General features: G+C 41.8%; 27 protein-coding genes. 13 read left to right on the top strand and 14 right to left on the bottom strand.

The features are described from left to right. Positions 1-10: 10 nt before the first annotated feature. Together FTT73_RS03705 and FTT73_RS03700 are read right to left on the bottom strand one after the other, a co-directional pair. Positions 11-1,501, bottom strand: coding sequence for an amidase (locus tag FTT73_RS03705; protein ID WP_159515793.1), 1,491 nt, complete (start codon positions 1,499-1,501; stop codon positions 11-13). 48 nt (positions 1,502-1,549) lie between these two features. Further along, on the bottom strand, positions 1,550-2,980 hold the full coding sequence (locus FTT73_RS03700; RefSeq protein ID WP_180191033.1) for a diguanylate cyclase: 1,431 nt from the start codon (positions 2,978-2,980) through the stop codon (positions 1,550-1,552). A gap of 317 nt (positions 2,981-3,297) precedes the next feature. On the opposite strand from FTT73_RS03700, the gene FTT73_RS03695 reads away from it, so the two are divergent. Further along, positions 3,298-3,741, top strand: coding sequence for a hypothetical protein (locus tag FTT73_RS03695; RefSeq protein ID WP_005096827.1), 444 nt, complete (start codon positions 3,298-3,300; stop codon positions 3,739-3,741). 58 nt (positions 3,742-3,799) lie between these two features. On the opposite strand, the gene accC is transcribed toward FTT73_RS03695, so the two are convergent. The 3 genes from accC to aroQ are packed head-to-tail and all read right to left on the bottom strand — an operon-like array spanning position 3,800 to position 6,071. Beyond that, a complete protein-coding gene (gene accC / locus FTT73_RS03690; RefSeq protein ID WP_180191032.1) occupies positions 3,800-5,164 on the bottom strand; it encodes an acetyl-CoA carboxylase biotin carboxylase subunit in 1,365 nt (454 codons plus the stop codon). 18 nt (positions 5,165-5,182) lie between these two features. Continuing rightward, on the bottom strand, positions 5,183-5,599 hold the full coding sequence (gene accB / locus FTT73_RS03685) for an acetyl-CoA carboxylase biotin carboxyl carrier protein (protein WP_005107117.1): 417 nt from the start codon (positions 5,597-5,599) through the stop codon (positions 5,183-5,185). Between the two features lie 16 nt (positions 5,600-5,615). Further along, positions 5,616-6,071, bottom strand: a complete 456-nt coding sequence (gene aroQ, locus FTT73_RS03680; protein ID WP_180191031.1) for a type II 3-dehydroquinate dehydratase — start codon at positions 6,069-6,071, stop codon at positions 5,616-5,618. A 960-nt stretch (positions 6,072-7,031) separates the two neighbouring features. Between aroQ and ybaK the strand changes: the two genes are divergently transcribed. The 3 genes from ybaK to FTT73_RS03665 all read left to right on the top strand — a co-directional run bounded on the left by ybaK (position 7,032) and on the right by FTT73_RS03665 (position 9,499). Next, complete coding sequence (gene ybaK / locus FTT73_RS03675) at positions 7,032-7,499, top strand: Cys-tRNA(Pro) deacylase (protein WP_180191030.1); 468 nt, start codon at positions 7,032-7,034, stop codon at positions 7,497-7,499. A 194-nt stretch (positions 7,500-7,693) separates the two neighbouring features. Further along, entirely contained in the window at positions 7,694-8,947 is a 1,254-nt protein-coding gene (locus tag FTT73_RS03670) for a YncE family protein (RefSeq protein ID WP_005266472.1), read from the top strand. A gap of 69 nt (positions 8,948-9,016) precedes the next feature. Beyond that, entirely contained in the window at positions 9,017-9,499 is a 483-nt protein-coding gene (locus tag FTT73_RS03665; RefSeq protein WP_180191029.1) for a hypothetical protein, read from the top strand. Positions 9,500-9,611: 112 nt separating this feature from the next. On the opposite strand, the gene FTT73_RS03660 is transcribed toward FTT73_RS03665, so the two are convergent. From FTT73_RS03660 to tusD, 4 genes are read right to left on the bottom strand one after another with little or no spacing between them, the layout of a single operon-like run. Next, entirely contained in the window at positions 9,612-9,923 is a 312-nt protein-coding gene (locus tag FTT73_RS03660; protein ID WP_005171043.1) for a TusE/DsrC/DsvC family sulfur relay protein, read from the bottom strand. Positions 9,924-9,937: 14 nt separating this feature from the next. Beyond that, the gene (locus FTT73_RS03655) at positions 9,938-10,222 is read right to left on the bottom strand and encodes a hypothetical protein (protein ID WP_180191028.1); all 285 of its coding nucleotides are present in this window, start codon (positions 10,220-10,222) and stop codon (positions 9,938-9,940) included. A 19-nt stretch (positions 10,223-10,241) separates the two neighbouring features. Further along, positions 10,242-10,592 (bottom strand): hypothetical protein, encoded by a 351-nt coding sequence (locus FTT73_RS03650; RefSeq protein WP_005096837.1) that lies wholly within the window; start codon positions 10,590-10,592, stop codon positions 10,242-10,244. A gap of 44 nt (positions 10,593-10,636) precedes the next feature. Further along, positions 10,637-11,005 (bottom strand): sulfurtransferase complex subunit TusD, encoded by a 369-nt coding sequence (gene tusD / locus FTT73_RS03645; RefSeq protein ID WP_005096839.1) that lies wholly within the window; start codon positions 11,003-11,005, stop codon positions 10,637-10,639. Positions 11,006-11,076: 71 nt separating this feature from the next. On the opposite strand from tusD, the gene FTT73_RS03640 reads away from it, so the two are divergent. The 7 genes from FTT73_RS03640 to FTT73_RS03610 all read left to right on the top strand — a co-directional run bounded on the left by FTT73_RS03640 (position 11,077) and on the right by FTT73_RS03610 (position 17,804). After that, positions 11,077-12,087: an NAD-dependent epimerase/dehydratase family protein gene (locus FTT73_RS03640; protein ID WP_074382815.1), complete on the top strand. Its 1,011-nt coding sequence runs from the start codon at positions 11,077-11,079 to the stop codon at positions 12,085-12,087. Positions 12,088-12,222: 135 nt separating this feature from the next. Beyond that, positions 12,223-13,617: a class II fumarate hydratase gene (gene fumC, locus FTT73_RS03635; RefSeq protein WP_180191027.1), complete on the top strand. Its 1,395-nt coding sequence runs from the start codon at positions 12,223-12,225 to the stop codon at positions 13,615-13,617. A 126-nt stretch (positions 13,618-13,743) separates the two neighbouring features. Beyond that, a complete protein-coding gene (locus FTT73_RS03630) occupies positions 13,744-14,235 on the top strand; it encodes a hypothetical protein (RefSeq protein ID WP_100355114.1) in 492 nt (163 codons plus the stop codon). Positions 14,236-14,697: 462 nt separating this feature from the next. Continuing rightward, the gene (locus tag FTT73_RS03625) at positions 14,698-15,300 is read left to right on the top strand and encodes a nitroreductase family protein (RefSeq protein ID WP_180000770.1); all 603 of its coding nucleotides are present in this window, start codon (positions 14,698-14,700) and stop codon (positions 15,298-15,300) included. Positions 15,301-15,429: 129 nt separating this feature from the next. Then, the gene (locus tag FTT73_RS03620; protein WP_005171032.1) at positions 15,430-15,792 is read left to right on the top strand and encodes a hypothetical protein; all 363 of its coding nucleotides are present in this window, start codon (positions 15,430-15,432) and stop codon (positions 15,790-15,792) included. Then, positions 15,793-16,161, top strand: coding sequence for a hypothetical protein (locus tag FTT73_RS03615; protein ID WP_180077448.1), 369 nt, complete (start codon positions 15,793-15,795; stop codon positions 16,159-16,161). 881 nt (positions 16,162-17,042) lie between these two features. Next, the gene (locus tag FTT73_RS03610) at positions 17,043-17,804 is read left to right on the top strand and encodes an alpha/beta fold hydrolase (protein WP_180191026.1); all 762 of its coding nucleotides are present in this window, start codon (positions 17,043-17,045) and stop codon (positions 17,802-17,804) included. A gap of 7 nt (positions 17,805-17,811) precedes the next feature. Here FTT73_RS03610 and FTT73_RS16295 read toward each other — a convergent pair whose 3' ends face one another. After that, positions 17,812-18,345, bottom strand: coding sequence for a M15 family metallopeptidase (locus FTT73_RS16295; RefSeq protein ID WP_257220451.1), 534 nt, complete (start codon positions 18,343-18,345; stop codon positions 17,812-17,814). A gap of 771 nt (positions 18,346-19,116) precedes the next feature. Between FTT73_RS16295 and FTT73_RS03595 the strand changes: the two genes are divergently transcribed. Together FTT73_RS03595 and FTT73_RS03590 are read left to right on the top strand one after the other, a co-directional pair. Further along, entirely contained in the window at positions 19,117-19,986 is an 870-nt protein-coding gene (locus FTT73_RS03595; protein WP_180191025.1) for an SDR family oxidoreductase, read from the top strand. A gap of 184 nt (positions 19,987-20,170) precedes the next feature. Beyond that, positions 20,171-20,341: a hypothetical protein gene (locus FTT73_RS03590; protein ID WP_180191024.1), complete on the top strand. Its 171-nt coding sequence runs from the start codon at positions 20,171-20,173 to the stop codon at positions 20,339-20,341. An 89-nt stretch (positions 20,342-20,430) separates the two neighbouring features. On the opposite strand, the gene FTT73_RS03585 is transcribed toward FTT73_RS03590, so the two are convergent. The 4 genes from FTT73_RS03585 to FTT73_RS03570 are packed head-to-tail and all read right to left on the bottom strand — an operon-like array spanning position 20,431 to position 25,142. After that, positions 20,431-21,492: an enoyl-CoA hydratase/isomerase family protein gene (locus tag FTT73_RS03585; protein WP_005096872.1), complete on the bottom strand. Its 1,062-nt coding sequence runs from the start codon at positions 21,490-21,492 to the stop codon at positions 20,431-20,433. Between the two features lie 20 nt (positions 21,493-21,512). After that, positions 21,513-22,286, bottom strand: coding sequence for an enoyl-CoA hydratase (locus tag FTT73_RS03580; RefSeq protein WP_005096874.1), 774 nt, complete (start codon positions 22,284-22,286; stop codon positions 21,513-21,515). Positions 22,287-22,305: 19 nt separating this feature from the next. Next, positions 22,306-23,433: an acyl-CoA dehydrogenase family protein gene (locus tag FTT73_RS03575; RefSeq protein ID WP_180191023.1), complete on the bottom strand. Its 1,128-nt coding sequence runs from the start codon at positions 23,431-23,433 to the stop codon at positions 22,306-22,308. Positions 23,434-23,492: 59 nt separating this feature from the next. After that, entirely contained in the window at positions 23,493-25,142 is a 1,650-nt protein-coding gene (locus FTT73_RS03570) for an AMP-binding protein (RefSeq protein ID WP_180191022.1), read from the bottom strand. Between the last annotated feature and the right edge of the window lie 46 nt (positions 25,143-25,188).

Here is a 25,188-nt window from a genome sequence, read left to right as displayed (position 1 = left end):
TGCTTAAAATTTAGATCCGAATTTTGGCGTACTGATGAACCCAAGGCTGTGCCTGTTCCAGTTGAGCAGCTAATTGCAATAGCAGGTCTTCACGGGCAAAGGGTGCAATAAACTGCGAACCGAGCGGCAGGTTTTGTTCATTCCAGTACAACGGCACTGACATGGCTGGAAGCCCGGTAATATTGGCAAGTTGAGTAAAAGGTACCCATTTCAGGTTTTCTTTGACAATCTGATCGACCAGTTTACCTTGTGCCAGCAGATGGGCCTTACCTACACCCAATAAAGCCTTTAAAATTGGCTTCTGCCATGCAGGTGTTTTGACTTCGCCATTTTTCGGTGCGACGGTTGCGGTTGCAGGCGTCAGATACAGATCATAATCATCAAAGAAATGATTCATCTGGGTCACGTACTGGCCCCAGTTATTCAGGTTCTGGATATAATCAAGTGCGCTGGTTTTAGCTCCAAAAGCCGCCAGTGCTAAAGAGTCCAGTTCAAAATCCTTCGCTTTAGACGGGTAGCCTTTCTGGATTTCATCCAGCATAAATGAAAACTGGCTAAACCAGGTGGTAATAAAATCCTTGGCCAGTTGCATGCCATCGATGGCCGGACGGTCTTCAACCACCTCATGTCCCAAAGATTCCAGCAGTTTGGCCGTCTGTTCGATGGCTTTCACAGCATCCGGAGAGACAGGCGTGCCAATGGTAGAATGGGGATTAAAGGCAATTTTCAGTTTTTTCGGTGGTTGCTGAATCACATCCAGATAATGATGCTGTGGACGCTGAATCTTAAATAGCGAGCTGTGATCTTCACCATGCGTGGCATCCAGCATTGCAGCACTGTCCCGCACTGTTTTAGTCAGGACATGCTGAATCGCTGCACCATGCATGGCCTCACTCATTTGCGGCCCCCAGGGGGTACGGCCACGACTTGGTTTTAGACCAAACAGCCCGCAATATGAAGCGGGGATACGTATCGAACCGCCGCCATCGCCTGCACCCGCAATTGGCACAATGCCGGCAGCCACAGCAGAAGCTGAGCCACCCGATGAGCCGCCGCTATTATGTTGTAAATTCCATGGATTTTTACAGCTACCCCAGGCATCTGGTTCGGTAATCCCTTTAATGCCAAATTCAGGCGTATTGGTACGGCCAAAAGTGACAATTCCAGCTTTTTCCCAACGATTGACAATCTCGGCATTGGTTTCGGCAATATAACCGATCCGTTTTAAGCCCTGACAGCCATAAGAGGTTGGATAACCTGCATATTCCTGAAACAGGTCTTTGACCAGAAAAGGCACACCGGCAAAAGGTCCGGATAAATTCTGCTGGGTACGTTTTAATGCATGCTCATGCATGGGAATAATAATAGCATTCAGCTCGGGATTGGCAATTGAGCTACGCTCTAAGGCAGCGGATAAAAGTTCACTTGAATGTACCTGTTTATTGGCGACCAGTTCAGCCAGTCCTAAACCGTCATATTGTAGATATTCTTCTAATTTCATTGCCATTCCCTAGCGTTAATGTTGTTCAAGGTTGTAGATGATTTTAGTTTAAGATGCAAGCACCACCTGATTACGTCCACGATGTTTGGCCTGATATAAGGCCTGATCTGCAATATTGATCAGGTGTTGCAGGTCTTGTGATTGTGGTTCATTTTGATGGGTAATCCCTACACTCACGGTAATGTAGAGATCTGAACCATCTGATTGATGCATCGGGGTTTTTTCTACACGTTTACGTATGCGTTCTGCAATATCCTGAGCCTCAAAAGGCTCGGTGTTCCAGAGTAACAGCACAAATTCTTCCCCACCAATTCGTGCAAACAGATCTTCAGCACGTAAATTGCAGCGAATGATTTCCGCAAAATGTTGCAGCACCTTGTCACCGACATGATGGCCAAAATCATCGTTCAGACGTTTGAAATGATCAATATCCAGCATGATGACCGAAAATTCCATTCTGTTGGCATATTGCAGTAAATATTCACCTTTCTGAAAGAAAAAATGACGGTTCATGGTGCGGGTCAGACTGTCATGATTGGCCAGATAGAGAACCCGTTTAAACAGCTCATTGCGGTTTTGACTAATAATACAAAGAATAAGCGGCGATAAGGCCAGCATAAACAGCCCGATCCGGAGCGAAATATAAATCGTAGAATCTGCCAAGGTGTCATGCGTTGTGGCATAAAACCGCGTCAGGCTGTAATAGGTCAGGATAATCACAAAAGCGTTGATCATGGTCATGGTAAACAGGCGATAGGTCAACGCAGCCCAGATCAGTGCAGCCAGAGGGTAGAGCATTGCGCCCGGACCTGAAAAAATATTGGTGATGATGACACAGAGTACGACTGTAGCTGCGGGCAGAAAATAACTGAAATGATGACGCTTTTGACGGCGGTTTTTAAATAAGTACTGCATGTCTTTTATTCTTGGGAATGCCAAGATTAAAGGAAGAAACACAATATAATTCACCATTTCACCGGTCCACCACAGACCAAAATCAATCCATAAATTTTCTTTGGTCATGAATGAATTGGGTAGATTGGGCAAGGTGATAACTGCAAAAGCCGCACTGGCCAGGCAGCCTGCAAAAGCGAAGATGCCAAATAAATGAACGAAGGTATAACCGGTATTATAGTATTTGTAATTAATCTTGAAATAACGAATAAAAAATATCGAGACAATGGTACTAATCAGATTGGAAAGTGTAAGAAACAGGCTTTGCAGCAGACTGTTGCCTGTGACCAGATCTGCAAACATAAAAGCACTGACTGCACCCAGCCAGCCGCCCAGATGATTTAAATGTGGAAAACGCAGGAATATGGCCAGTAAGGCAGCATTGGCTGGCCAGATCAGGGCGAGATAGCCGAGTGGCCTGGTTGCGATCCCAATAAAACAACAGACTAAAACAGCGAACACAATGACAAAATAAGCATAGGTTTCATGATTTAATTGTTGTTCTGTTATTCGAGCCAATTGCAAATTTAAAATCCTATATTTAAATTTTTAAGTGTGAATGATCACTTTGTTTAGCAAGTAAGTCTGATTTTATATATACAGTTATTTTTTGATTAATCTGTTATTAATACATGATGTTAAGATTGTTATATACGAAATATATACAAAATAAACTGGAAAAGAAATCCATGTTTTTAAACAATATGATAAAAACTTTATGGACTCAGATTTAAACTGCTCCAGAGTGGGATACGATTCTGAAAAAATATGCTAACTTAGAATCAATTGTTAAAACGATGCCGGTAAATATGAAAAAAATATGTCTTAGCCTTATCTTACTCATGAGCTCACCTTGGCTAATGGCGACAGAAAATAAAAAACCAGCGGAAGTTTCTGCTAAGGCTGCTGAAATCCCAAATACATTTACCGTGAAAACCCGTCCTGAAATTGTGGGATTGTGGGGGATGGAAATTCCGGATAATAAAAAATGTATCGAATATTATAATTTTAAAAGCAATAATAATGTCGTAATTAAAAGTGGTGAAGAGTGGACTTCAGGATTATATGACTATCAGCCTGCACAGGATCCGACTGTTCAGATTCCAGCACTGATTCTTCAGGTTAAATATGATAATAATGAGAAAGACTGCTCAGGCAATCAGGTTGATCAATCCGGTGAAATTTCCCAGTATTTTGTGAAATGGCAAAATCCGTACACGATTAATTTCTGTGCCAATGACAAGGCCGAGCAATGCTTTGCGGTACTCAGACGTGTATTACCATAAATGAGTCATCAACATAAAAAAACCGCTGAATGACAGCGGTTTTTTTATGAGCTTTGATTTAAGCTTTGTCTTCAGCACCTTCAAGCTGCTTTAACAAATGTTTTTCCAGATAATGAATATCCATTGCCTGTTTGCAGAAGTTTTTATCCTGAAGGATTAAATCTTTATGCAAAGGAATATTGGTTTTAACACCAGTCAAAATCATTTCTTCCAAGGCATTTCTCATGCGAGAAATAGACGTCTCACGGTCCTTGCCATGCGAAATCAGTTTGGCGATCATCGAGTCATAATACGGCGGAATGCTATAGCCTGGGTAGATGTGCGAGTCTAAGCGGATACCTGCGCCGCCTGGTGCATAGAAGCTCTCAATCTTGCCGGGTGAAGGCAAGAAGGTTGATGGATCTTCTGCGTTAATACGGCATTCAATCGCATGTCCTAAAACCTTGACATCTTCTTGCTGAATATCCAGACCTAAGCCACCAGCAATACGCAATTGCTGTTCGATAATATCAATACCGGTCACCATTTCAGTTACCGGATGTTCAACCTGAACACGCGTATTCATTTCAATGAAGAAGAATCCATCATCTTCAAACAGGAATTCGAATGTACCTGCACCACGATATTGCATCAGTTTACAGGCATTGACACAGGCTTCTAGAATATCGGCACGTGCTTGCTCTGGTAGATTCGGTGCTGGCGCTTCTTCCAGTACTTTTTGATGGCGACGCTGTAGCGAGCAGTCACGATCATAGAGATGAATCGCATGGCCATTACCATCAGCCAGTATCTGTACTTCAACGTGACGTGGTTTTTGCAGGAAACGCTCCATATAGACCGTATCATCACCAAACCACATTTCCGCATCACGCTGTGCAGCCTGAACAGATTCCAGCAGGGTGTCGACATTTTCGACGATACGCATACCACGACCACCACCACCAGAAGCAGCTTTGACAATCAGCGGGAAACCGATCTCTTTCGCTTCAGCGAGTGCATTGTGAATGGTTACGGCATGGTCGCAGCCCGGTACAGTTGGTACACCCGCTTTTTTCATGGCAATAATGGCAGAAACCTTGTTCCCCATTAAACGAATATGTTCTGGACGTGGACCGATAAAGATAAAACCAGAATTTTCTACGATTTCAGCAAATTCAGCATTTTCAGCGAGAAAACCATAACCAGGATGGATTGCATCTGCGCCGGTAATTTCAGCAGCTGTAATAATCGCAGGAATATTCAAGTAGCTGTCACTGCTCGCACCAGGGCCGATACATACTGCTTCATCACAGAAACGTAAATGCATCAGGTCCTTGTCTGCGTCAGAATAGACACCTACAGTTTTGATCCCTAAAGTTCTGCAAGCACGGGTGATGCGTAACGCAATTTCACCACGGTTTGCAATTAAAACTTTTTGCAACATTATAAATCCCCGGGGTGATTAAGCGCGGTAGCGGAAAAGTGGTTGACCGAATTGAATCACTTCACCATTTTTCACCAGAATTTCTTCAATCACACCGCTTTGAGTTGCTTCTATCGGGTTCATGATTTTCATTGCTTCGATAATACCGAGCGTATCGCCTGCAGAAACGGTCTGGCCAACTTTAACAAAGGTCGGCTCACCTGGGCTTGGTGCTGCATAGAACACGCCGACCATTGGTGAAGTTTCAACAGCACCGCGAGGAGATTTTGCTGCTGGCGCTTCGGCTGCTGGTGCAGGCATCGCAGGAACAGCTGCTGCAACCACTGGATTACGACGAGTTAATGCAATCGATTGATCGCCTTCTTTAACTTCGATCGCCTGTAAGTCAGATTCAATCATCAAGTCGATGAGTTTCTTGATTTTACGGATATCCATGAGACAGTATTCCTAATTAAGATTGTGTAGAAGGTTGTATTTTTTCAATGATATAGTCGAGGGCAGCAGCATAGCCTTTTGCACCTAGACCACAAATCACGCCGATGGCTTTATCGGACAAGTACGAATGATGTCGGAATGCCTCACGTGCATGCACATTAGACAGATGGACTTCAATGAAAGGAATGGCAACGCCAAGAAGGGCATCGCGAACCGCAACAGAGGTATGAGTCAATGCTGCCGGATTAATAATGATATATTGAACGCCGTCTTGCTGAGCTTGATGAATTCGGTCAACAATGGCACCTTCCCAGTTGCTTTGGAACGTTTCGAGTTGTAATGTGGCCTTTTGAGCGTGAGTAATCAGTTGCTGGTTAATATCGTCAAGACTAAGGTGACCATAAACTTCCGGTTCGCGCTTCCCAAGCAAGTTTAAATTCGGTCCATGAATAACCAAAATGGTCGAACTCATCCAGCATGCTCCAATTAAAAAGTATCGGGGTTTGTTTGCAAGATGTCTGCAAACTCTGCTTATTATTGCATGATTTTCTACATTACTATTTATAATTTCTTTGAATTAACGTAGAAAGCATATAGCAAACAGTGGCGCTATAATGAAAACTTTGCAGAGATTTGGCAATGTTAAAAAATTACAATTCGCTGGGTATTCAGATTATTTTCATTCTAAACCCAATTGGCAAAAACAGTTAATATCCTTTATGTAACTGTATCTTCATGTTAACGCTAAATTCTTCCTTTTAGTGATATTTTTAGTTTTGAGCAAGAGTTGTCTGGCTGATTTTACCGCAATGTTCGACTTCTAGAGCATAGAAAACTCTTTACATTCTGACTTTAGAGTTGTGCTGATTATCCTCTTTATATATAAGCTATCGACCGATTCTCAAAACGTGATGAAAATTTAAAAATATAAGATAAGACAATATGTTAATGATGTTTTCTCTTATTTTACTTGGATTTTTCTAGGTCTGTTTTTCCAATAGATTGGAATTAGTTACATCACTTTCAATTCAAGTATTCATGACAGACACTGCACAAGAATGTACTTCATCTTCCAGATATAAAGGTTGAATCTCAGCAGGTTTAAGATAAAACGCTCGACCTATATGCTTCATGTGTATAGATGGGCGAAGTGACGAATGTGTTCATCTTCAAGTCTTCTATATAGTGAAGCCATTAATTGCCTAACGCTTAGATAGTGGCAAAAACGCATACATTTGTTGCAATTTTGCGCACCATCATCTTTTCAAGAAAAGTTTAAAAGTATTGAAGAGCGTAATGATTGAACTAAATAGGCCTGATTGAAGCGGAATACGAGCTTAAAGTAAAATTTGCTCTATAGTTGCCTCATCTAAATTAACTTCTTGAGCTAATCTTTATATAATCATGCGATCCATCTCAAACAAGACTTTCTATGACCCCTGCATGCAAACTATTAAAAGCCAATAAAATCGAATACAGCATTCATGAATATGAACATGATGCCAATGCCAAAAGTTTCGGGCTAGAAGCTGCTGAAAAATTAGGGCTTTCGGTGGAAGAAGTCTTTAAAACTTTATTAGTCACGGATGATAAACAGTATTTTGTTGCTATATTGCCGGTACATCATCAACTCAATCTGAAAAAAGTAGCCCAGGCCGTAGGATGCAAAAAACTCCAGATGGTAGATCCTAAACATGCAGAACGCTTGACCGGCTATCTGGTTGGCGGAATCAGTCCCATTGGTCAAAAGAAACGATTAAAAACGGTGATTGATGCCACCGCAGAACAGTTGGATAAGATCTATGTCAGTGGCGGTAAAAGAGGCTTGGATATTGGATTAAAGCCGGCTGATCTTGCCAAAGTGCTCAATGCACAGTTTGTCGATGTGCTGGATACATAAGATCGAAGCACGATGATCACCTAAATTTATAGAACCTGAAGTGATAGATTTAAAATAGCTGCATATTTTTTTGGTCGGAAATAACAGTAAATCATTTTATACGTTTGTATATTAGATAAGTTAAAACACAGCCGGACTGTGTACACAACAAGGAATGAAAACAAAAATATAAATTATTATGCGGAGCATAATGGATGCAAATTCAAAATAAAAAATGGCCACGGTTCTGTCTGACATTATCTGCGATGGTGATTCTATCTGCGTTGCCGAGTGTACAGGCCGCTTCTGCACCTTCAGCTGCACCTGCCAATTCACAGCAGGTTTTCTTTGTCGGAAATAACTGGGATGGCACGGTAACCGTGATTCGTCCATCGGGTGATTTTGGCAAAATTGGCGTCATTAACATGATTCCTGACCGGAAAGAGCGCCTTAAAGAAATTCACCTGAATCCAATCAAACTGATTGCTTATACTTACATTCAGGCTACAGCCGGTGAAGGCAATGACCAGCTGGTGGATGATATGTACTCGACACCAGATGGACAGTCAGTCGTTGCATCACGCCCAAGTTTCGCCGATGTGGTATCAATTAATATCAAAACCGGCAAGATTAACTGGCGGACGTCAGTCGAAGGTTTCCGTGCCGACCATATGGCGGTATCACCAGATGGACAACGGGTTGCTGTTTCTGCATCTTCAGGGAATGTGGTGCATGTACTGGATATCCATACCGGTAAAGAGTTGGGCCGTTTCAGCACTGGCGATAAACCGCATGAAAACATTTACTTCGATGGCGGCAACAAGATCCTGAACTCTGCCATCGGCAATGTTGAAACCTCGATGGATGCACAGTGGCAAGACTTTACTAAAGGTAAGCGTTTTATCACTATCGCAGATGCCAACACGCATCAGGTGCTAAGAAAAATTGACTTCAGACCTGCACTGGATGCATTTGGTCGTAAAGATTTATCCAACTCAGTACGACCAATTGTATTTAGTAAGGATGAAACCAAACTGTATGCCCAGGTTTCATTTTTTAATGGGCTGATTGAGTACGATCTGAATCAGAACAAGATTAGCCGGATCGGACAGCTCCCTGGCAGTGACAGTATCCCGAAAGACCGAACCAAATGGGTGAATGATTCACGCCATCATGGCCTATCAATCAGTGCGGATGGTGAAAAGCTCTGTGTCGCCGGTACGATGGATAACTACGCTACGATTGTAGATCGCAAAACACTGACAGCCGGGAAACTGATTTCTGCAGGTAAACCTTATTGGGCAACGCGAAGCCCGGATGGTCGTAGCTGTGTAATTTCAGAAAGTGAAACAGATGTAGTCACAGTGATTGATTTTGCCACAGGCAATAAAGTGCTGAGTGTGCCGGTAGGAAATCATCCACAACGCGTCCGGATTGGATATGCACCAGCAGACTGGTCAACGCCGTAGTCAATCGTCGATGAGCGAAAAAGACAGCTTTTTGATAAAGGCTGTCTTTCTTTAGCTGAGGACATAAAAATGAATGATAAAACAATTCTGTTCTATGTAATACTCGGATTGCTATTGTTTGGGACTTTAGTCGGTATTGGCTATCAGGTACGACAAGAAATCTATCGGACGAATTTTACTGATCAGACCCATTCTGATCCGGTCCTGCCAGCTGAAAAATCGGCAAGCTATATATCTGTTAACTCTCCTGAGAATAGTCAAACTACGAATAAGGAACAGAATGATACGGTTGCAAAGCAAAGCGAATTATCAAAGCAACAAGAACAGTTATATCTGGACTTTACTCAGATCATTAACGCTTTAAGTGAGGGACAACGACCAGATCCTCACCAAGTCAGTTTGTTGATCACTCAGCAGCAAAAACTGGTAGAGGCCCAACTGGTGAGCAAGGCCGAAGCGAAAGCACAAATTGATTTTCTGATTAAGGTTCTGCCTGAAATGGATCATGAATTGCATCGGGCTTTGCGAACCTTAGAACAAATCCGAAGTTGACGAATTCAAGCCACGAAGATCTTTTATTATTTTAGATGTGAAAATTGCTTTCATAAAAAAGCCCAAATGAGAATTCAGGCGTTTAGATATAAGTATTGAAGACAGCGTACTTTTATAAACAATTCGCAGGCTTGGGTACGCCGGCCAAACGGCTTAAATGCCGCGCGACCAGACCCGTATTAAACTTTTCCTGAAGCATGGCATTGTTGATGTCAGCACTAACCGTTTTCATTAGGAATTTAATTAAGGGACGTGTGGCCGGTGAATGGCCAAACTGCTGATAGAACTGACGCACTGCTTGCAGAATTTCAAAATGCCACGGGGTTAAGTTCAGTTCCAGGTTATTGGCCAGGACTTGCGCGACTTCTTCACTCCAAATGGTGTAATCGATCAGATGACCATCTTGATCCAGTTCTAAATTCATATTTAACTCATTGATTATTTCATTGAAATACAGCGATTAAACCCGAGGCAAAGATCTGCAAAATCGGCAAAATTGACAAGCTTGACTTGAACCGACAAAGGCTGTGTCAAAAGCTCTGCATCATTTTCCAGCATGTAAATTTGCGGCAAATTTTGTAGAAATGAATGCTCCAGCTGTAATACGGCTTCACCCATCAGTACGATCTGATCAACTGGGGTATAAATTTGAGCGAGTTGTTCCAGAGTCTGCGCCGTTGCCGCATAGTTCGATTGGATCAGATAAAGTGTGTGATTTGACATTTTATATATCCTTTATTCCTTACCAATACAGCACATGATCAAAGCCTTGAATAAACGCTGGGCTTAGCTCAATAAATTCAATCTCTTGTTCGCTCTGAGCCACAAAGGGCGAGTTTTGGTTTTTCTGTTCAATCAGAATTGGAGTCAGGTCATAAAACTCAAAACTGTCGACCATATTCGATGCCAGTTTAAAGGCATGTTGTAACTGATCAAATTGCAGTTCTGAGCGTAGAAGACTAAGGCCTGCACCTTGTAGCAGAACTTTCACTTCCGCACCAAATGTCGCCAAAACCATGGTCGCAGACAGGCTTTCATGCACTTGCAGGCTGGTCAGATTGGCTTGGGTTAATATAACAAGTACAGATTTCACACAAGATTCCTTGGAAAAGCAACACATTCTAAAAAATGGAACATCTAGAATTGAATCAGACGTTGTGAGGATTGAACAGCATCGGCAAGTTCACCTAAACCGACCAATTCAAAGGCATCCGCCAGATTATGCTGCTGAATATTGTGACGTTGAGCATTGTCCTGATCTGTAATCCCTCGCGCCAGTGCTGCACTTACACAGACCGGTAGGCGAATATTGAGTGCTTGCCAGGCATGTGTAAGATGACGTTGATCGTCGGGCACCCATTGCAGTGCATTTGCGACCGACACGCCGTCCTGATAAAAGAATACGCGGAATTCTTGGTTTTTGTTGTGTAATGCCTGCGCCAAACCAAGGGCATGCCAGGCATAAATAGAAGTTGGTGCGGAGGTAACAAGAATTAAGGTGCTCATCGAAATTCACTACAGGCTTGATCAATAGCAACAGCTTGATCTGGGCTTCATCAGAAAGTAGGTAGTATACAATGATTTTAGTGACGGGTGGATTAGGCTTTTTAGGCTCACATATTGCTTTAAGTCTGTTAGCACAAGGATTAGAGGTCATTGTGGTCGATAATTTGGCCAATGCCAACTTGCAGACGCTGGAGCGACTTGAATATATTTCCGGGATGTATGTGCCTTTTATCAAAATTGATATTCGCAATACGCCTGCATTAAACAAAGTATTTGAACAGCATTCGATTCAGGCTGTAGTACATGCTGCCAGTTTTAAGTCGCTAGAAGAATCAGTATTAAAACCCCTTGAATATTATAATGATAATGTCAGCTGTATTATGAGCTTAATGCGCGCCATGCAACGTACCGGCGTACGGCATCTGGTGCATTTATCCAGTCTGGCAGTCTATGGACAATCCGGTACGGATCTCAATGAAGATCTACCTTTTAACTATACTTATCCCAATCCCTATATTAAATCGCAACAGATGGTTGAGGAAATTATTCGGGATACTGTCAAAACAGATAACGAGTGGCGCATTGCCATCTTAAGACTATCTAATATTAGCGGCGCCTTCGAGCATGGTGTCCTAGGCGAGGCGGTGCCACCTTTACCGAAAAATATTGTGCCTTTGGCAATGCAGGTCGCTGCGCAGCAGCGCGAATATCTGGAATTACGCCGTCAGGCTTATACTGCGGATGGAACAGTAGAGCGGAGTTTTCTGCATGTGGCAGACAGTTGTGATGCGGTGATTAAATCCTTGCAGTGGCTATGGCAACAACAGGAATTAAAATGTGAAGCCTTCAATATTGCTGGAACGCTCATTTCGATACAGGATTTGTTGGATCAACTGGCAGAAGTGACCCAGTCTGCAATTAGAACAGTCGATGCCTTGCCTTATCCTCATGCAGAGCTTGACCAGCTAGGCGCGAATATTGAAAAGGCACAGCAGATTTTGCATTGGCAACCGCAGCGTTCACTGAAAAAGATGCTTGAGGATGAATGGCTATTTTATCAAAATATACTGAGAGGACAGTAAATGAGATAAGTAAAAAATATTTGATAATAATTATCATTTACATATTTAATATAATCGATTACTTTTAATCAATCTAGCAAAGTATCGTGATAGATGCTTTTAAAATCAGCGATATGTAAAAAATTGAGGTTGAACATGCAAACACGTATTGAACATGACACCATGGGCGAAGTGGCTGTACCGAGTGAGGCTTTATGGGGCGCTCAGACCCAGCGTAGCTTGCAAAACTTCAAGATCGGCAATGAACGCTTGCCACGGGCAATGATTGGTGCAATGGGACTGGTAAAAAAAGCTGCAGCCTTGACCAATGCTAAACTGGATCAGATTCCTCAAGAGCTGTCGGGCTATATTGTGGATGCAGCAGATCAGGTGATTAGCGGGCAGTGGGATAGCCAGTTTCCACTGGTGGTCTGGCAAACCGGTTCAGGCACGCAAAGTAATATGAACTGTAATGAGGTGATAGCCAATATTGCCAATCAAAAATTGGGCAATCATTTAGGTGCGCAAAAACCGGTTCATCCAAATGATCATGTCAACCGTGCCCAATCGACCAATGACTCTTTCCCAACTGCGATTCATGTCGCAGCGAGTTTGCAGATTAATCAACTTCTTATTCCAGCGCTTACCCGTCTACGCGATACCTTGCATGCAAAATCTTTAGCCTTTGCCGATATTGTCAAAATTGGCCGGACGCATTTACAGGATGCGACACCTTTAACCCTAGGTCAGGAATTTAGTGGTTATGTATCCCAACTTGATCATGGCTTGATTCGCTTACAGCAAGCTTTACTGGGTTTGTATGAATTGCCATTGGGCGGGACGGCTGTTGGTACAGGTCTAAATGCCCATCCTGATTATGCAGTTCAGGCCGCAGAGACACTGGAGAAGCTGACAGGTCTACCATTTGTCACTGCTCCAAATAAATTTGAAGCTTTGGCCGGCCGTGATGCTGCGGTATTTGCTTCAGGCGCATTAAAAACCCTTGCAGTCAGCCTAAATAAAATTGCCAACGATATTCGTTGGTTAGCCAGTGGGCCTCGTTGTGGATTTGGTGAACTGCGTATTCCTGAAAATGAACCGGGTTCAAGCATTATGCCGGGTAAGGTCAATCCGACGCAAAGTGAAGCCATGACCATGGTGGTGGCGCAAGTGCTTGGAAATGACACCACGATTAATGTGGCAGGTGCATCGGGTAACTTTGAGCTGAATGTGTTTATGCCTGTGATTGCCTATAACTTACTGCAATCCATCCAGCTTTTGGGCGATGCCTGTAATAGTTTCAATGATCACTGCGCCGTAGGTATTGAGCCGAACCGTGACAAGATTGATCATTTCTTGCATGACTCATTAATGCTGGTCACTGCATTAAACCCGGTGATTGGTTACGAGAATGCAGCCAAGGTTGCTAAAACTGCCTATAAAGAAGCTAAAACCTTAAAGCAGGTGGCTGTTGAACTTGGTTTAGTCACGGCTGAACAGTTTGATGAGGTGGTACGTCCTGAACAGATGGTCTCACCAAATGCAAAATAAAGCGTTTAAGGCTTTTATTTTCAATCTTTCAGCCTGTTTTATCATGGAATCGTCAGCAGTGGTTTTTATCTCAGGCAGAGTTGCGTACAATAGATCTCGATGAGATTAACCACTGATGATTGTTTTATGCTTGATATTTATTTAACAGATGTTCAAAGAAAGGTGCAATTCAAGGATTATCCAGGTGAGCATCCTGTTAAATTTATTCTGAATTTTAAAAAGATTTTTCCAAGTGTCATGGAACTTCTTTTGCCGGTGCTTCCAGATGATGAAAATCTGGAAGAAATGTCTTGGGAGTCGACCAGCGGTGACTTTGAGACTTTCCAAATGTTGTTAACCGGTTGGGGCATTATTGAACTGCGTTTAAAGGCGATTAGCCAGTTTAAAGATAAAGCATTTGCGGATCGTTTGGTTAAACAAGCCCAGCAAAAGCGTAAGGACTATCAAAAGCAGCAGTCAAAACTAAGTACAGTTGAACTGGACTATCTGTTTATGCACGAAATGCATGCACTGATCGATGCAGAACTGGTTGAACTAGGTGAGAAATTCTATTTACCGACACTACGTGAGCTGTGGAAAAGTAAAGTATCAGCTCAAGTTTTGAATGCAAAATTTTAATTTAAGTTTATAGTTTTCATTGCTAAAAATTAGTCCTCCATTCTTGGGGGATTAATTTTATCTGTAGCCTAAGCTTTCCTTCATGATCGGAGATGCTTGGAAATAGCCTAAGCTATATTATTAGATTCTCTTTAACAGGGATCTTCAAAAAATAAACCTTATAAAAATAATGATTCCTAGAATTTCGCCCGAGAACAGAGCAAGATAGCCCACTATTTATCCTAAAGTATTTTCATTGGGCAGTAATTTTAACCTTTGTTTAAAAAATAGGTGAAAAGAATTAGTTTTAGCTAAAAAATATATAAAAATATCAAGCAAATAGCCTGGTAATTCTGTCTATTATTTTTTAATGTATATAAGTTTTATTTTTAGATAAGCTAAAAGTTTAATTGATTAGCTGTGCTTCACAAAAATAGCTAAAGGTTCCAATTTTCCCGAAGATATATCCCAGGATTTTTAAAAATGTCGAATCAGTTTTTAGATTTAATTACTAAACGCCGTACTATTTATGCCATTGGCAAGAATATTGAACAATCTCCTGAACGTTTAACTGATTTAATTCAAACTGCAATTAAACAAAGTCCATCTGCTTTTAATTCTCAGTCTTCACGCGCCGTCATTTTATTCAACACAGAACATGAAAAGTTTTGGGGCATCGTTGCAGATAAATTAAAAAGTTATGCAAAAGACGAAGCAAGTGCAGCAAAAACCACTGCTAAAATGGCCAGCTTCGCTGCTGGTGTAGGTACGGTACTGTTTTTTGAAGATCAAACAGTGGTACAAGCGTTGCAGGAGCAATTCCCGTCTTATGCGGATAACTTCCCCATCTGGGCAGAGCATTCTACTGCGATTGCGCAATTTGCCACATGGACAGCATTACATACTGAAGGCCTAGGTGCATCTTTACAGCATTATAATCCGATCGTAGATGAGCAGGTGCATGCTGAGTGGGACATTCCAGCCAACTGGAAGCTTCGCGCACAGCTGGTCTTTGGTTCAATCGAAGGCGAAACACATGCCAAAGATTATCTTGCGGACGAAGAGCGTTTTAAAATTTTCAAATAAGCCTGAAATTCATATCTGCGCTTAAACAATTTTAAGCGCAGATATTTTAACATCTCGACGAAATCCTCATCAGCATTGCTAAAATTCAGTTAAAATAGCGTGCTAATGCAAATAAATGAGTAATATCGAATGTCGAAAAACACGCAAAATCTATCACCTTTACAAGAACTGATCGCAGAGCAAAAGTTACTTTGTGAAGAAGTAGGCTCAGCTTATGTTGAAGTCACGGGTGATGATGTTGTTGCTGTGGCCGTACATACCTTAAAGCAGGATCCGATAGTTGGTATTCGTAAAAAGCCTGAGACAGCGGAAAATATCAGCTGGTATATTTATGGCGGAGAACCTTCAAGTGAAGATGCTTTTGAAACGATGACCGTACGTGAATTACAGGACATCGCACCAGAAGTATTACCATATCTTGCTCTGGAAACAGGTTTTCGTTTCATGATTGATGCCGATGATTATGAAGATGTCTGGAAAGAAGAAATCTAAATGCTAAAAAAATCATCTTTCATTTGTGCAGGATTGTTATTCTTACTGAATAGCATGGTCTTTGCAGAACCACTTTCACAAAGTGCGTATGACCAGTTTATTTTAGAACAGACTAAAATCGTCAATGAAACCAAGCACATTTTAGATGAAGATGATCCAAAGGCCGATGCCAAAACCCAACGTCAGGCTTTCTGTAATCGACTGAAAGCCTATCAGGACATTCAAAAAGTTTCTGAAGAAAATAACAATCTGGATATGGCGCCCATGATGGCTATGGTCGCCAAAAGTTTTCTTGATCGACAGGATCAGAGCCTGAGTAAATCAGGAATGACCACCACCTTATTCTGTAAAAATAGGGATGTTGAATAGGGCGAGTGGTACTTCTTCTCATCACGCATTAATGAAAATAAAGAGAATATTATTATTTTAATCTTGGCTGGATTTTGACCAAAAAATATCATCTTAAATAAGATGCATCTATCTGTAGGGTTTTTTGTAAAGTTAAACTAAAGTATAAACATGATTGTTACTCATTATCCCGGGGATATATCCGGGAAATAAGAAAATTGATAACTATAATTTAATAATTAAACTTTAATATTTTTCTAAGCTTTGTCGAGAGATCTTTTAATACTGCATAATATTGTTGCTTGATCATGTCACACATAAGCATTATAGAAATGACTTCATAACGAATAGCGTGAATTTTGTCCTCCTATATAAATGAATGGTATTCCAAGCAGGGTAGTGAAGTTATATCTTATATTTATGCTACAAAACTAATCCTGTTGTATTTATAAAATAGCCTAAGTATTTTATATATTTTAGCGGCAAATATCCCTGTTAATTTATTACATGCTCTAAAACGAAAAAAGGAATGTATGTACAAATTTCTGTTATACAAAATAATGGGCTAACTTTGAAAAAGTAGTGGGATGGTAATCTATTTGTTCTAGTATCATCCTTATTCTGAAATTAAAAATAAAATATGGGTGCGATTTCTCTTAATCCCAAGGCTATTTTAAAAATGTATTAGATCGTCTTTTATATTGATGGGGCATTTTTCTTTAATTCAAATTAATAATTAAGCTTTGAACACTTTTAATCTGATGATGAATTTAGCCTAAGCAAATTGATCAACCTGCTACAAATAGCCTAAGTAAATTTTTATTTTAAAAATTTGGCAATTGATTAATTTTCAATATCAACCCACTATTAACATTTAAATCAAGAAATCACGGAATTCTCAAATGATCCTTAACTATCAATTACACCATCATGAAACTTCAACAGTATCTCCAATGATCTTTATTCATGGTTTATTTGGTAGTTTGAGTAATTTAGGAGTATTGGCTCGACATTTTTCTGAACAGAGAACCGTGATCCAAATTGATGTGCGTAATCATGGTCTTTCTGGTCATAGCTCTGATATTAACTATCAGCTCATGGCAGAAGATGTATTGGAAACTTTATCCAGTTTAAATGTTCATAAGTTTGTCGTTGTTGGACATTCTATGGGTGGGAAAATTGCTATGAAACTGGCAGATTTAGCTCGTGAACAGACTGAAAAACTCATCGTGCTTGATATTACACCGATCCAATATCATGAAAGTCATCATGCTGAAATTTTTAAAGCCTTATTTGCAGTACAGCAAGCAAATGTTGCTTCACGACTGGAAGCAGCAAAAATTATGCGTAAATATATTCATGAAGAAATGGTGATTCAATTTTTATTAAAATCCTTTAATAAAGGGCAGTGGCTGTTTAATGTTCAGGCTTTATTTGATCATTATCCAGATATTATGGCTTGGGAAAAGGTCGAAAAAATTAATCGGCCAGCCTTATTTCTGCGTGGTGGTGATTCTTTTTATATCTCAAAACCAGAACATTTTGCAGCAATTAATGAACAGTTTTCTCAGGCAAAAATCGAAGTTATTGAAAATACCGGTCATTGGCTACATGGTGAAAAACCAGATGAAGTCATTAAATACATGCAAGCATTCCTTAATTAAGTAATATTTACGGATGTAATGTATGTACCTGTAATTGACCTTCATGGATCAGTTGATGCGCCATCTCAGCAGTTTTCTTTAAACCGGGCATACGATATTCAGTATGTCCGAAATCTTTAATGGATTTCCAGCGGCCGCCCCAGGTCAAACCCACCGATTCAGCGACCTGACCATATAATTCATAACCGCGCATGGCCCAAGGATCACGTTCTGTAATGACTACTTTGCCATGCCGTTTAAAGGCAATATCTGCAGCCAATCCAAATGCCAAGGTAGGTCCAAATCCCAGCAGATGTTCGGAAATAATGGAAAGACATTTTGATTTTAATAAATCATCATGGCGACGATGGCCAGGTTGACCACGGCTGGCATGCGCCATACCTGAAACACCATCTTGATTGAGCTTCTGTAATAACCGGGTAATTTGACGGGTTGAAAGATTAAGGATTTCAGCAGCACGGACTTGTGTAATACGATGATCTCGAACGTCTTGCAGAACAGCAAGACGTTGAATTTCTTTGTCAGACATAGTGATCAGCATCTATATTTCATATCCAGTCCATGATGTTTAAACCATCATAAACTAGACATTTTTATTGGTGAGAATATAGACATTTTGAATGGTGAGTAACAAGACTGATTTCGTATAATGTATATTATGTTAAATAGAATATCCAAGACTGTGGCCTACGCAACCTCAGTTGTTGCCACAGCTCAGCATCGTGAATCTGCAAAATTATATTCACGATGCTGAGTATCCTAATGAACATATTTTCTGTCATAGCTAATTTGATTTTGAGAATCTGCGGATAACTTTTTATTATCAGAAGACATAATCAATTACCCCAAACAACGTGTTAAATGAAAAGAGATATAGTTTGCAATATTGCTGCTTTTTAAGCTTTGCAATATCTAAAGCATTTTTTTGCTATTTGTTAATTAGATAATTTCACAAAAGTTTTATCTACTTGCTCTTTAGATAAATTTTAATGAATATAATAATTACTAATTTATTCAATAATTTCAGATGTTTGATTAAATATAAAGCTATATCCTAAAAGGACATAAAAGCTATGATAGAAATGGTTGCTCAAAATGTGAGAGATAGAATGCTGTAAACCATAGGCGGTATTCTGTTCTATTAAGATTTAGACAATGGCGGTATCTAGTTTTACTTAAAATCATGTCAATCACAGCTCTATGAATAATTGATAAATCTCGAATGCATTCTGTTATTAAATGTTGAGACCGAATGCATAAAGCTAGAAAGCCTCTAAGATATTTCTAAACTTTGTACAGAAAAAGGGAAAACATGAATAACTATCCTGAAACCCCTGCTTCAACTGAAACTCAAGATCATCAACCTGGTGTGCAAACCAAAATGGATCCTGCACCGGAAGTCATCAAACCGAATTATAAAGGTAGCGATAAACTTAAAAGTAAAATCGCCCTGATCACAGGTGGCGATAGCGGTATAGGTCGGTCAGTCTCGGTCTTGTTTGCCCGTGAAGGTGCTGATATTGTGATTTGTTATCTGGATGAAGATCAGGATGCTCAAGATACCAGAAAGATGGTAGAGGATGCAGGACGGCGTTGTTTACTGATCAAGTGTGATTTACAAGATCAAGATGAAATCAAGAAAATGGTTGAGCAGACGCTTCAGGAATTTAAAACCATTAATATTCTGGTCAATAATGCCGGGGTTCAATATCCGCAGAAAAGTATTAGCGATATTTCTCCTGAGCAACTTTTTAAGACCTTTAATGTGAATATTCTGTCGATGTTTCACTTGACTCAGGCTGTGATTCCGCACATGCAAGAAGGTGACAGCATTATTAATACCACAAGTATTACCAGTTATCATGGACATGATGAACTGATTGATTACTCAAGTACCAAAGGTGCCATCACCACATTTATCCGCAGTCTTTCCACCAGTTTGTTAAAAAATAAAACCGGGATCCGGGTCAACGGCGTAGCACCCGGCCCCATCTGGACTCCCCTCATTCCAAGCAGTTTTGATGAAGAACAGCTCAAAGAGTTCGGTAAACAGACACCCATGGGTCGGATGGGCCAGCCTAGTGAAGTCGCACCTGCGTATTTATTTCTAGCGAGTGAAGAAGCCAGTTATATTTCCGGTCAAGTCATTCATGTTAATGGAGGCAGTATCATTAACGGTTAATTAGAATTTGAAGATAACAGTCAGTGAGAACCGTTATCTTCATTCATTTATTCTTCAGGTTTCCTATCACTTAAAAGATGCTGGTTTTATAAAATAATTTCAACAAATACATGACAGATATTTACCGCCATAGAAACAGGTCATTGTTATAGTAATTTTAGCCAACCTTGATGAGGACAGCAATATGCCTAGAGGTGACAAATCCGCCTATACCGATAAACAAAAACGGCAGGCCGAACATATTGAAGAAAGCGAAAAAGAACGCGGTCATTCTGAGGAGGAAGCCGGACGTATTGCCTGGTCTACTGTCAACAAGCAAGATGGCGGTGGCAAGAAAAGGAAAAAATCCCATTAATAATAGGAAGTTAGGGTAAAATCCTATGTTGAAAGCTCGGCGAAAAACCCTCTCATTACTGCGTATGAGAGGGTTTTTAATCTGAATCTTTAATATGTATTTTCTACGCGCTGTTGAGTCCAAACCGGCCAGAGTTTTTCCAGCGTTTTTTCAAATTTCGAATTATCGGTTTGCCATTGTGGATTTTTATCTTTATCAATAATCAGTGCACGTACACCTTCAATAAAGTCGCCTTGCTCCAACCAGACATCCTGTAGATCTCGCTCCAGTTGCATACATTTTTCCAGCGATAAGTTTTGTCCGGCCTGCTGTAACTTCAGACTCGTTTGCTTGGCCATGACTGGACGTTGCTGCAAGATGACCAGCATTTTATTGGCCCACTCCTGATCGGTGGCGCTACTTGCATGTGCCAAACTCTGTTCGATCTCATCGAGGTTTGGATGGCCAAAATGCTGACTAATCAGATCTGCACGTTTTTGCAACTCGCTTTCTACCGGATGGGTAATGTACGCACTGATGATTTTTTGGATTTCAATCTGATTTAATACCGGTGCAGCAATCAATGCGGTTTCCAGTTCAGCAAAATTTTCACTCGGAACATGATAATCGACCAGATCCAGATATAGCGCATCACTGCTGCTGATCTGCTCCCCTGTCAACGCCATATAAATGCCTACATCATCCAGTCGGGAGAGAAAGTGGGTGGCTCCCACATCCGGGAAAAATCCAATCGCGGTTTCTGGCATGGCAAAGCGTGATTTTTCACTGCTCACTTTAATATGACAGGCTTGAGCCAGACCAAAGCCACCGCCCAGAACATAACCATCCATCATCACGATGACAGCCTTTGGAAAATTGCGCAGTGTGCTCAGCATGCTATATTCAGTGGCAAAAAAATCCTGATATTGGGTATTGCCTGCCTGATAGCTGTCATACAGATAACGGATGTCTCCTCCGGCACAGAATGCCTTGGGACTGTTAGAATTGATCAGAATCGCTTGCACCGCTGGATCATGGCGCCACTGATCTAGTTGTGACTGAATCCCTTGAATCATCCGCAGGGTTAAGGCATTTAAATGACTGGTGCGGTCCAGGCTGATAATGCCTAAACGTCCTTGTACCCGAATCGCTAAATTATTTTCATCACTCATTTTATTTTCCTATTTTTGTTTTATTGATGGGTGAATTTGGCTGGGCGTTTTTCGACAAAAGCCTGCATGCCTTCCTTTTGATCAGCACCGGCAAAAATGGAATGGAATATCCGTCGTTCAAAGCGTAGACCTTCGGCCAGACTGACTTCAAAAGCCCGATTAATTGATTCTTTAATCATCATCACGGCCGTAAGCGACTTTTCAGCAATTTTTTCGGCAGCTTGCAGAGTTTGTTCTAGTAACTCTTCTTTGGCAAAGACACGTGCCACTAACCCACTTTGCTCGGCTTCTTGCGCGCCCATGTGACGTGCAGTCAGACACATTTCCATGGCTTTGGCTTTACCAATCGCCAAGGTTAAACGTTGCGTTCCGCCAATGCCGGGCAATACCCCTAAAGTGACTTCAGGCAAACCAAATTTTGCATTATCAGCGCAGTAAATAAAATCGCACATTAAGGCCAATTCACAACCACCGCCCAAGGCATAGCCACTCACCGCAGCAATTAAGGGCTTACGGCGCTGGGCAATCCGGTCGGCCAGACTGAAAAAATCATCCAGATAAATTTGCGGAAAGTTTAAATCTGCCATTTCTTTGATATCTGCACCTGCAGCAAAGGCTTTTTCCGAACCAGTGATGACAATACAGCCAATCTGCGGGTCTTTTTCCAGCTGATCCAGCGCCTGATTCACTTCAACGATCAATTGATTATTCAAGGCATTTAAGGCTTGTGGACGATTTAAAGTAATCAGCCCGACCCCGTTACGCTGTTCGAGTAAAATAGTTTGCCATTGCATGATAAAAATCCCTTTAAAATTATAAACTACGTGCAATTACCAGACGCTGAATATCGCTGGTGCCTTCATAAATCTGACAAATACGCGCATCGCGATAAATGCGTTCAATCGGAAAGTCTTTCAGATAACCGTAGCCACCAAAAATCTGTAAGGCCTTGGAACAGACACGTTCTGCCATTTCCGAAGCAAAGAGTTTGGCCATAGAGGCTTCGGTTAAACAGCTTTCACCTGCTTCCTTTTTACGTGCAGCAAAATGGACCAGTTGTCGCGCCGCTTCAATTTCGGTGGCCATGCTGGCCAGCCTGAAAGAAATCGCTTGCTGTTCAAAAATCGGTTTGCCAAAGGCCACGCGATCATGTGCATAAACAGTCGCTTCTTCCAATGCAGCGCGGGCCAGACCCACTGCTTGTGCGGCAATGCCGATCCGTCCACCTTCCAGATTGGCCAAGGCAATTTTTAAACCTTCTCCTTCTGCACCGAGTCTTAAACTTTCATGAATGCGGACATCGGTTAAAGCAATCTGACAGGTATCCGAAGCATGCAGACCGAGTTTTTCTTCGACCCGAATCACTTCATAACCGGGAGTGTCGCGTGGGATTAAAAATGCACTCATGCCTTTTTTTTCCGCACTTGGATCGGTCACGGCAAAGACAATAATCATCCCGGCATTATGACCCGAGGTAATAAACTGTTTGGCGCCATTGATAATGTAGTGATCGCCATCTTTGACTGCACGGGTTTTAATCGCTGCAGCATCCGATCCGGTATGCGGTTCGGTCAGGGCGAAAGCACCAATCATTTCCCCTTGAGCCAAAGGTTTTAAAAACTGCTGCTTTTGCTGTTCCGTTCCAAACTTCAGAATCGGCACACACCCCACCGAGTTGTGTACGCTCATGATGGCGGACGTTGCACCATCTGCCGCTGCCACTTCTTCGAGGGCCAGTACATAAGCCAGCGTGCCTGTCCCTGAACCGCCCCACTCTTCTGGAATCAGCATGCCTAAAAAACCTAGCTCACCCATTTGAGACAAGGTCTGTTTAGGAAATATGCCTTTTTGATCCCACTCGCCGGCAGAAGGTTTAATCTGTTCCTGAGCGAAGCTTTTGGCCATATCCTGAATCAGTTGTTGCTCTTCCGTAAATTGCATGGATTCTTCCTTCAATCTCTTTATTCAATATTTTTATTCAATCTGCTGGCTTTGGCTGGTTATGCGGTCTTTACCTGCTGCTTGTTGATTTCCTGATTACGCAGTAAGAAACGCTGAATCTTGCCACTCGGGGTTTTTGGCAATTCTGTGACGAATTCAATTAAGCGCGGATAGGCATGCGCAGATAAACGCTTTTTCACAAACTGGCCTAGTTCTTCTTCCAGATGAGATGAAGCTGTAAAATTATTCGCCAGAATCACAAAGGCTTTAATCACTTCGGTACGTTCAGGATCAGGCACGCCAATGACGGCGGCTTCGATTACCGCATCATGTTCCAGCAAGGCACTTTCCACATCAAATGGCCCCACGCGATAGCCTGAGGTGGTAATGACATCATCACTACGTCCAACAAAGCTCATACTGCCATCAGCATGAATTTCCGCAGTATCACCGGTTAAATAGTAATGTCCAACAAAGGGCGATTTACGGCTTTCTTCATAACCTGAGAACCACATCATTGGGGATTGACTGATATCCACTGCCAGGACGCCCGGAACATCAGCCGTTAATTCATGACCTTGTTCATCGACGACTGCAATCCGGTAACCCGGGCTGGCAAAGCCTGCCGAACCTGAACGGACCGGATGTTGTAGCGCATGATGATTACACACCACCATCCCGACTTCAGTCTGGCCATAATGGTCATAAATTGGTACATCCAGCACTTCTTTAAACCAGCGGATCACTTCCGGGTTTAAAGGTTCTCCAGCACTGCTGACCACGCGCAACTTGCCCCGTAGCTGTGCCATCTGTTCAGCATCTGCTGCCATCATCATGCGGTAAGCGGTCGGCGCACCGGCCAGATTGGTAATACCATATTGCTTGACAATGTCGCAGACACTTTCGGCATTGAAACCACCCTCATAAAACAGGGTCGAGTGTCCGAGCAATAACGGGCCGGTAATCCCATAGTACAAGCCATAAGCCCAGCCCGGATCAGCAATATTCCAGAAAGCATCATTTTCGGTTAGACCGATGGCATTGTGCATATAGCCGGCAAAAGCAATCAGGGCTTTAAGTGGAACTTTTAAGGGCTTGGCCGGTCCAGTGGTTCCAGAGGTAAACATCAATAAAAATGGCTCATCGATACTGAGCATTTCCAGTTCACAACCTTCAGCCTGGCGGTTTAACACAGTCCAAAAACTGAGGTCCTGTGGATAACGCTCTGCCTCGGTTTCAACATGTACGGTGACGATCGTGGGACAAGCACTAAGATTGGATAGTTTCTCCCGATTCGCCAGATCAGTCACTACCAGCTTGCTTTGCGCCAGCTGAATGCGATGTTCAATAGCTTTGGGACCAAAGGCCGTAAATAAAGGTTGATACACTGCACCAATCCGCCAGGTCGCTAAAATGGTAATGATCAGCTCCGGAGTCCGCGGTAATAATCCGGAAACGCGGTCGCCTTTGCCAATGCCTTGAGATTTTAAGAAATTTGCAAACTGGCTGGAATATTTCTTGAGTTCGCGAAAGCTATACTGTTCTTTACGGCCATCTTTACCGTACCAGTGTAAAGCAATTGCATCGGAGTCAGCATGGCGGTCGCAACATTCATAACAGGCGTTCAGCGCCTGCATCGAACCGGACAGATACTGCTTTGCCACTGCATCTAAATCAAAATTTTCAATTGTTTTTTGATAATCTAACATGTTAAACCTCAGCCTGAATTTATCGTTATTACTGACAAAGTATTGT

Source organism: Acinetobacter sp. YH01006 (assembly GCF_013420445.1).
Lineage (GTDB): Bacteria > Pseudomonadota > Gammaproteobacteria > Pseudomonadales > Moraxellaceae > Acinetobacter > Acinetobacter pseudolwoffii.
Note: the sequence above shows the minus strand (reverse complement) of the source record. Positions and strands in the feature narration are given on the sequence as shown.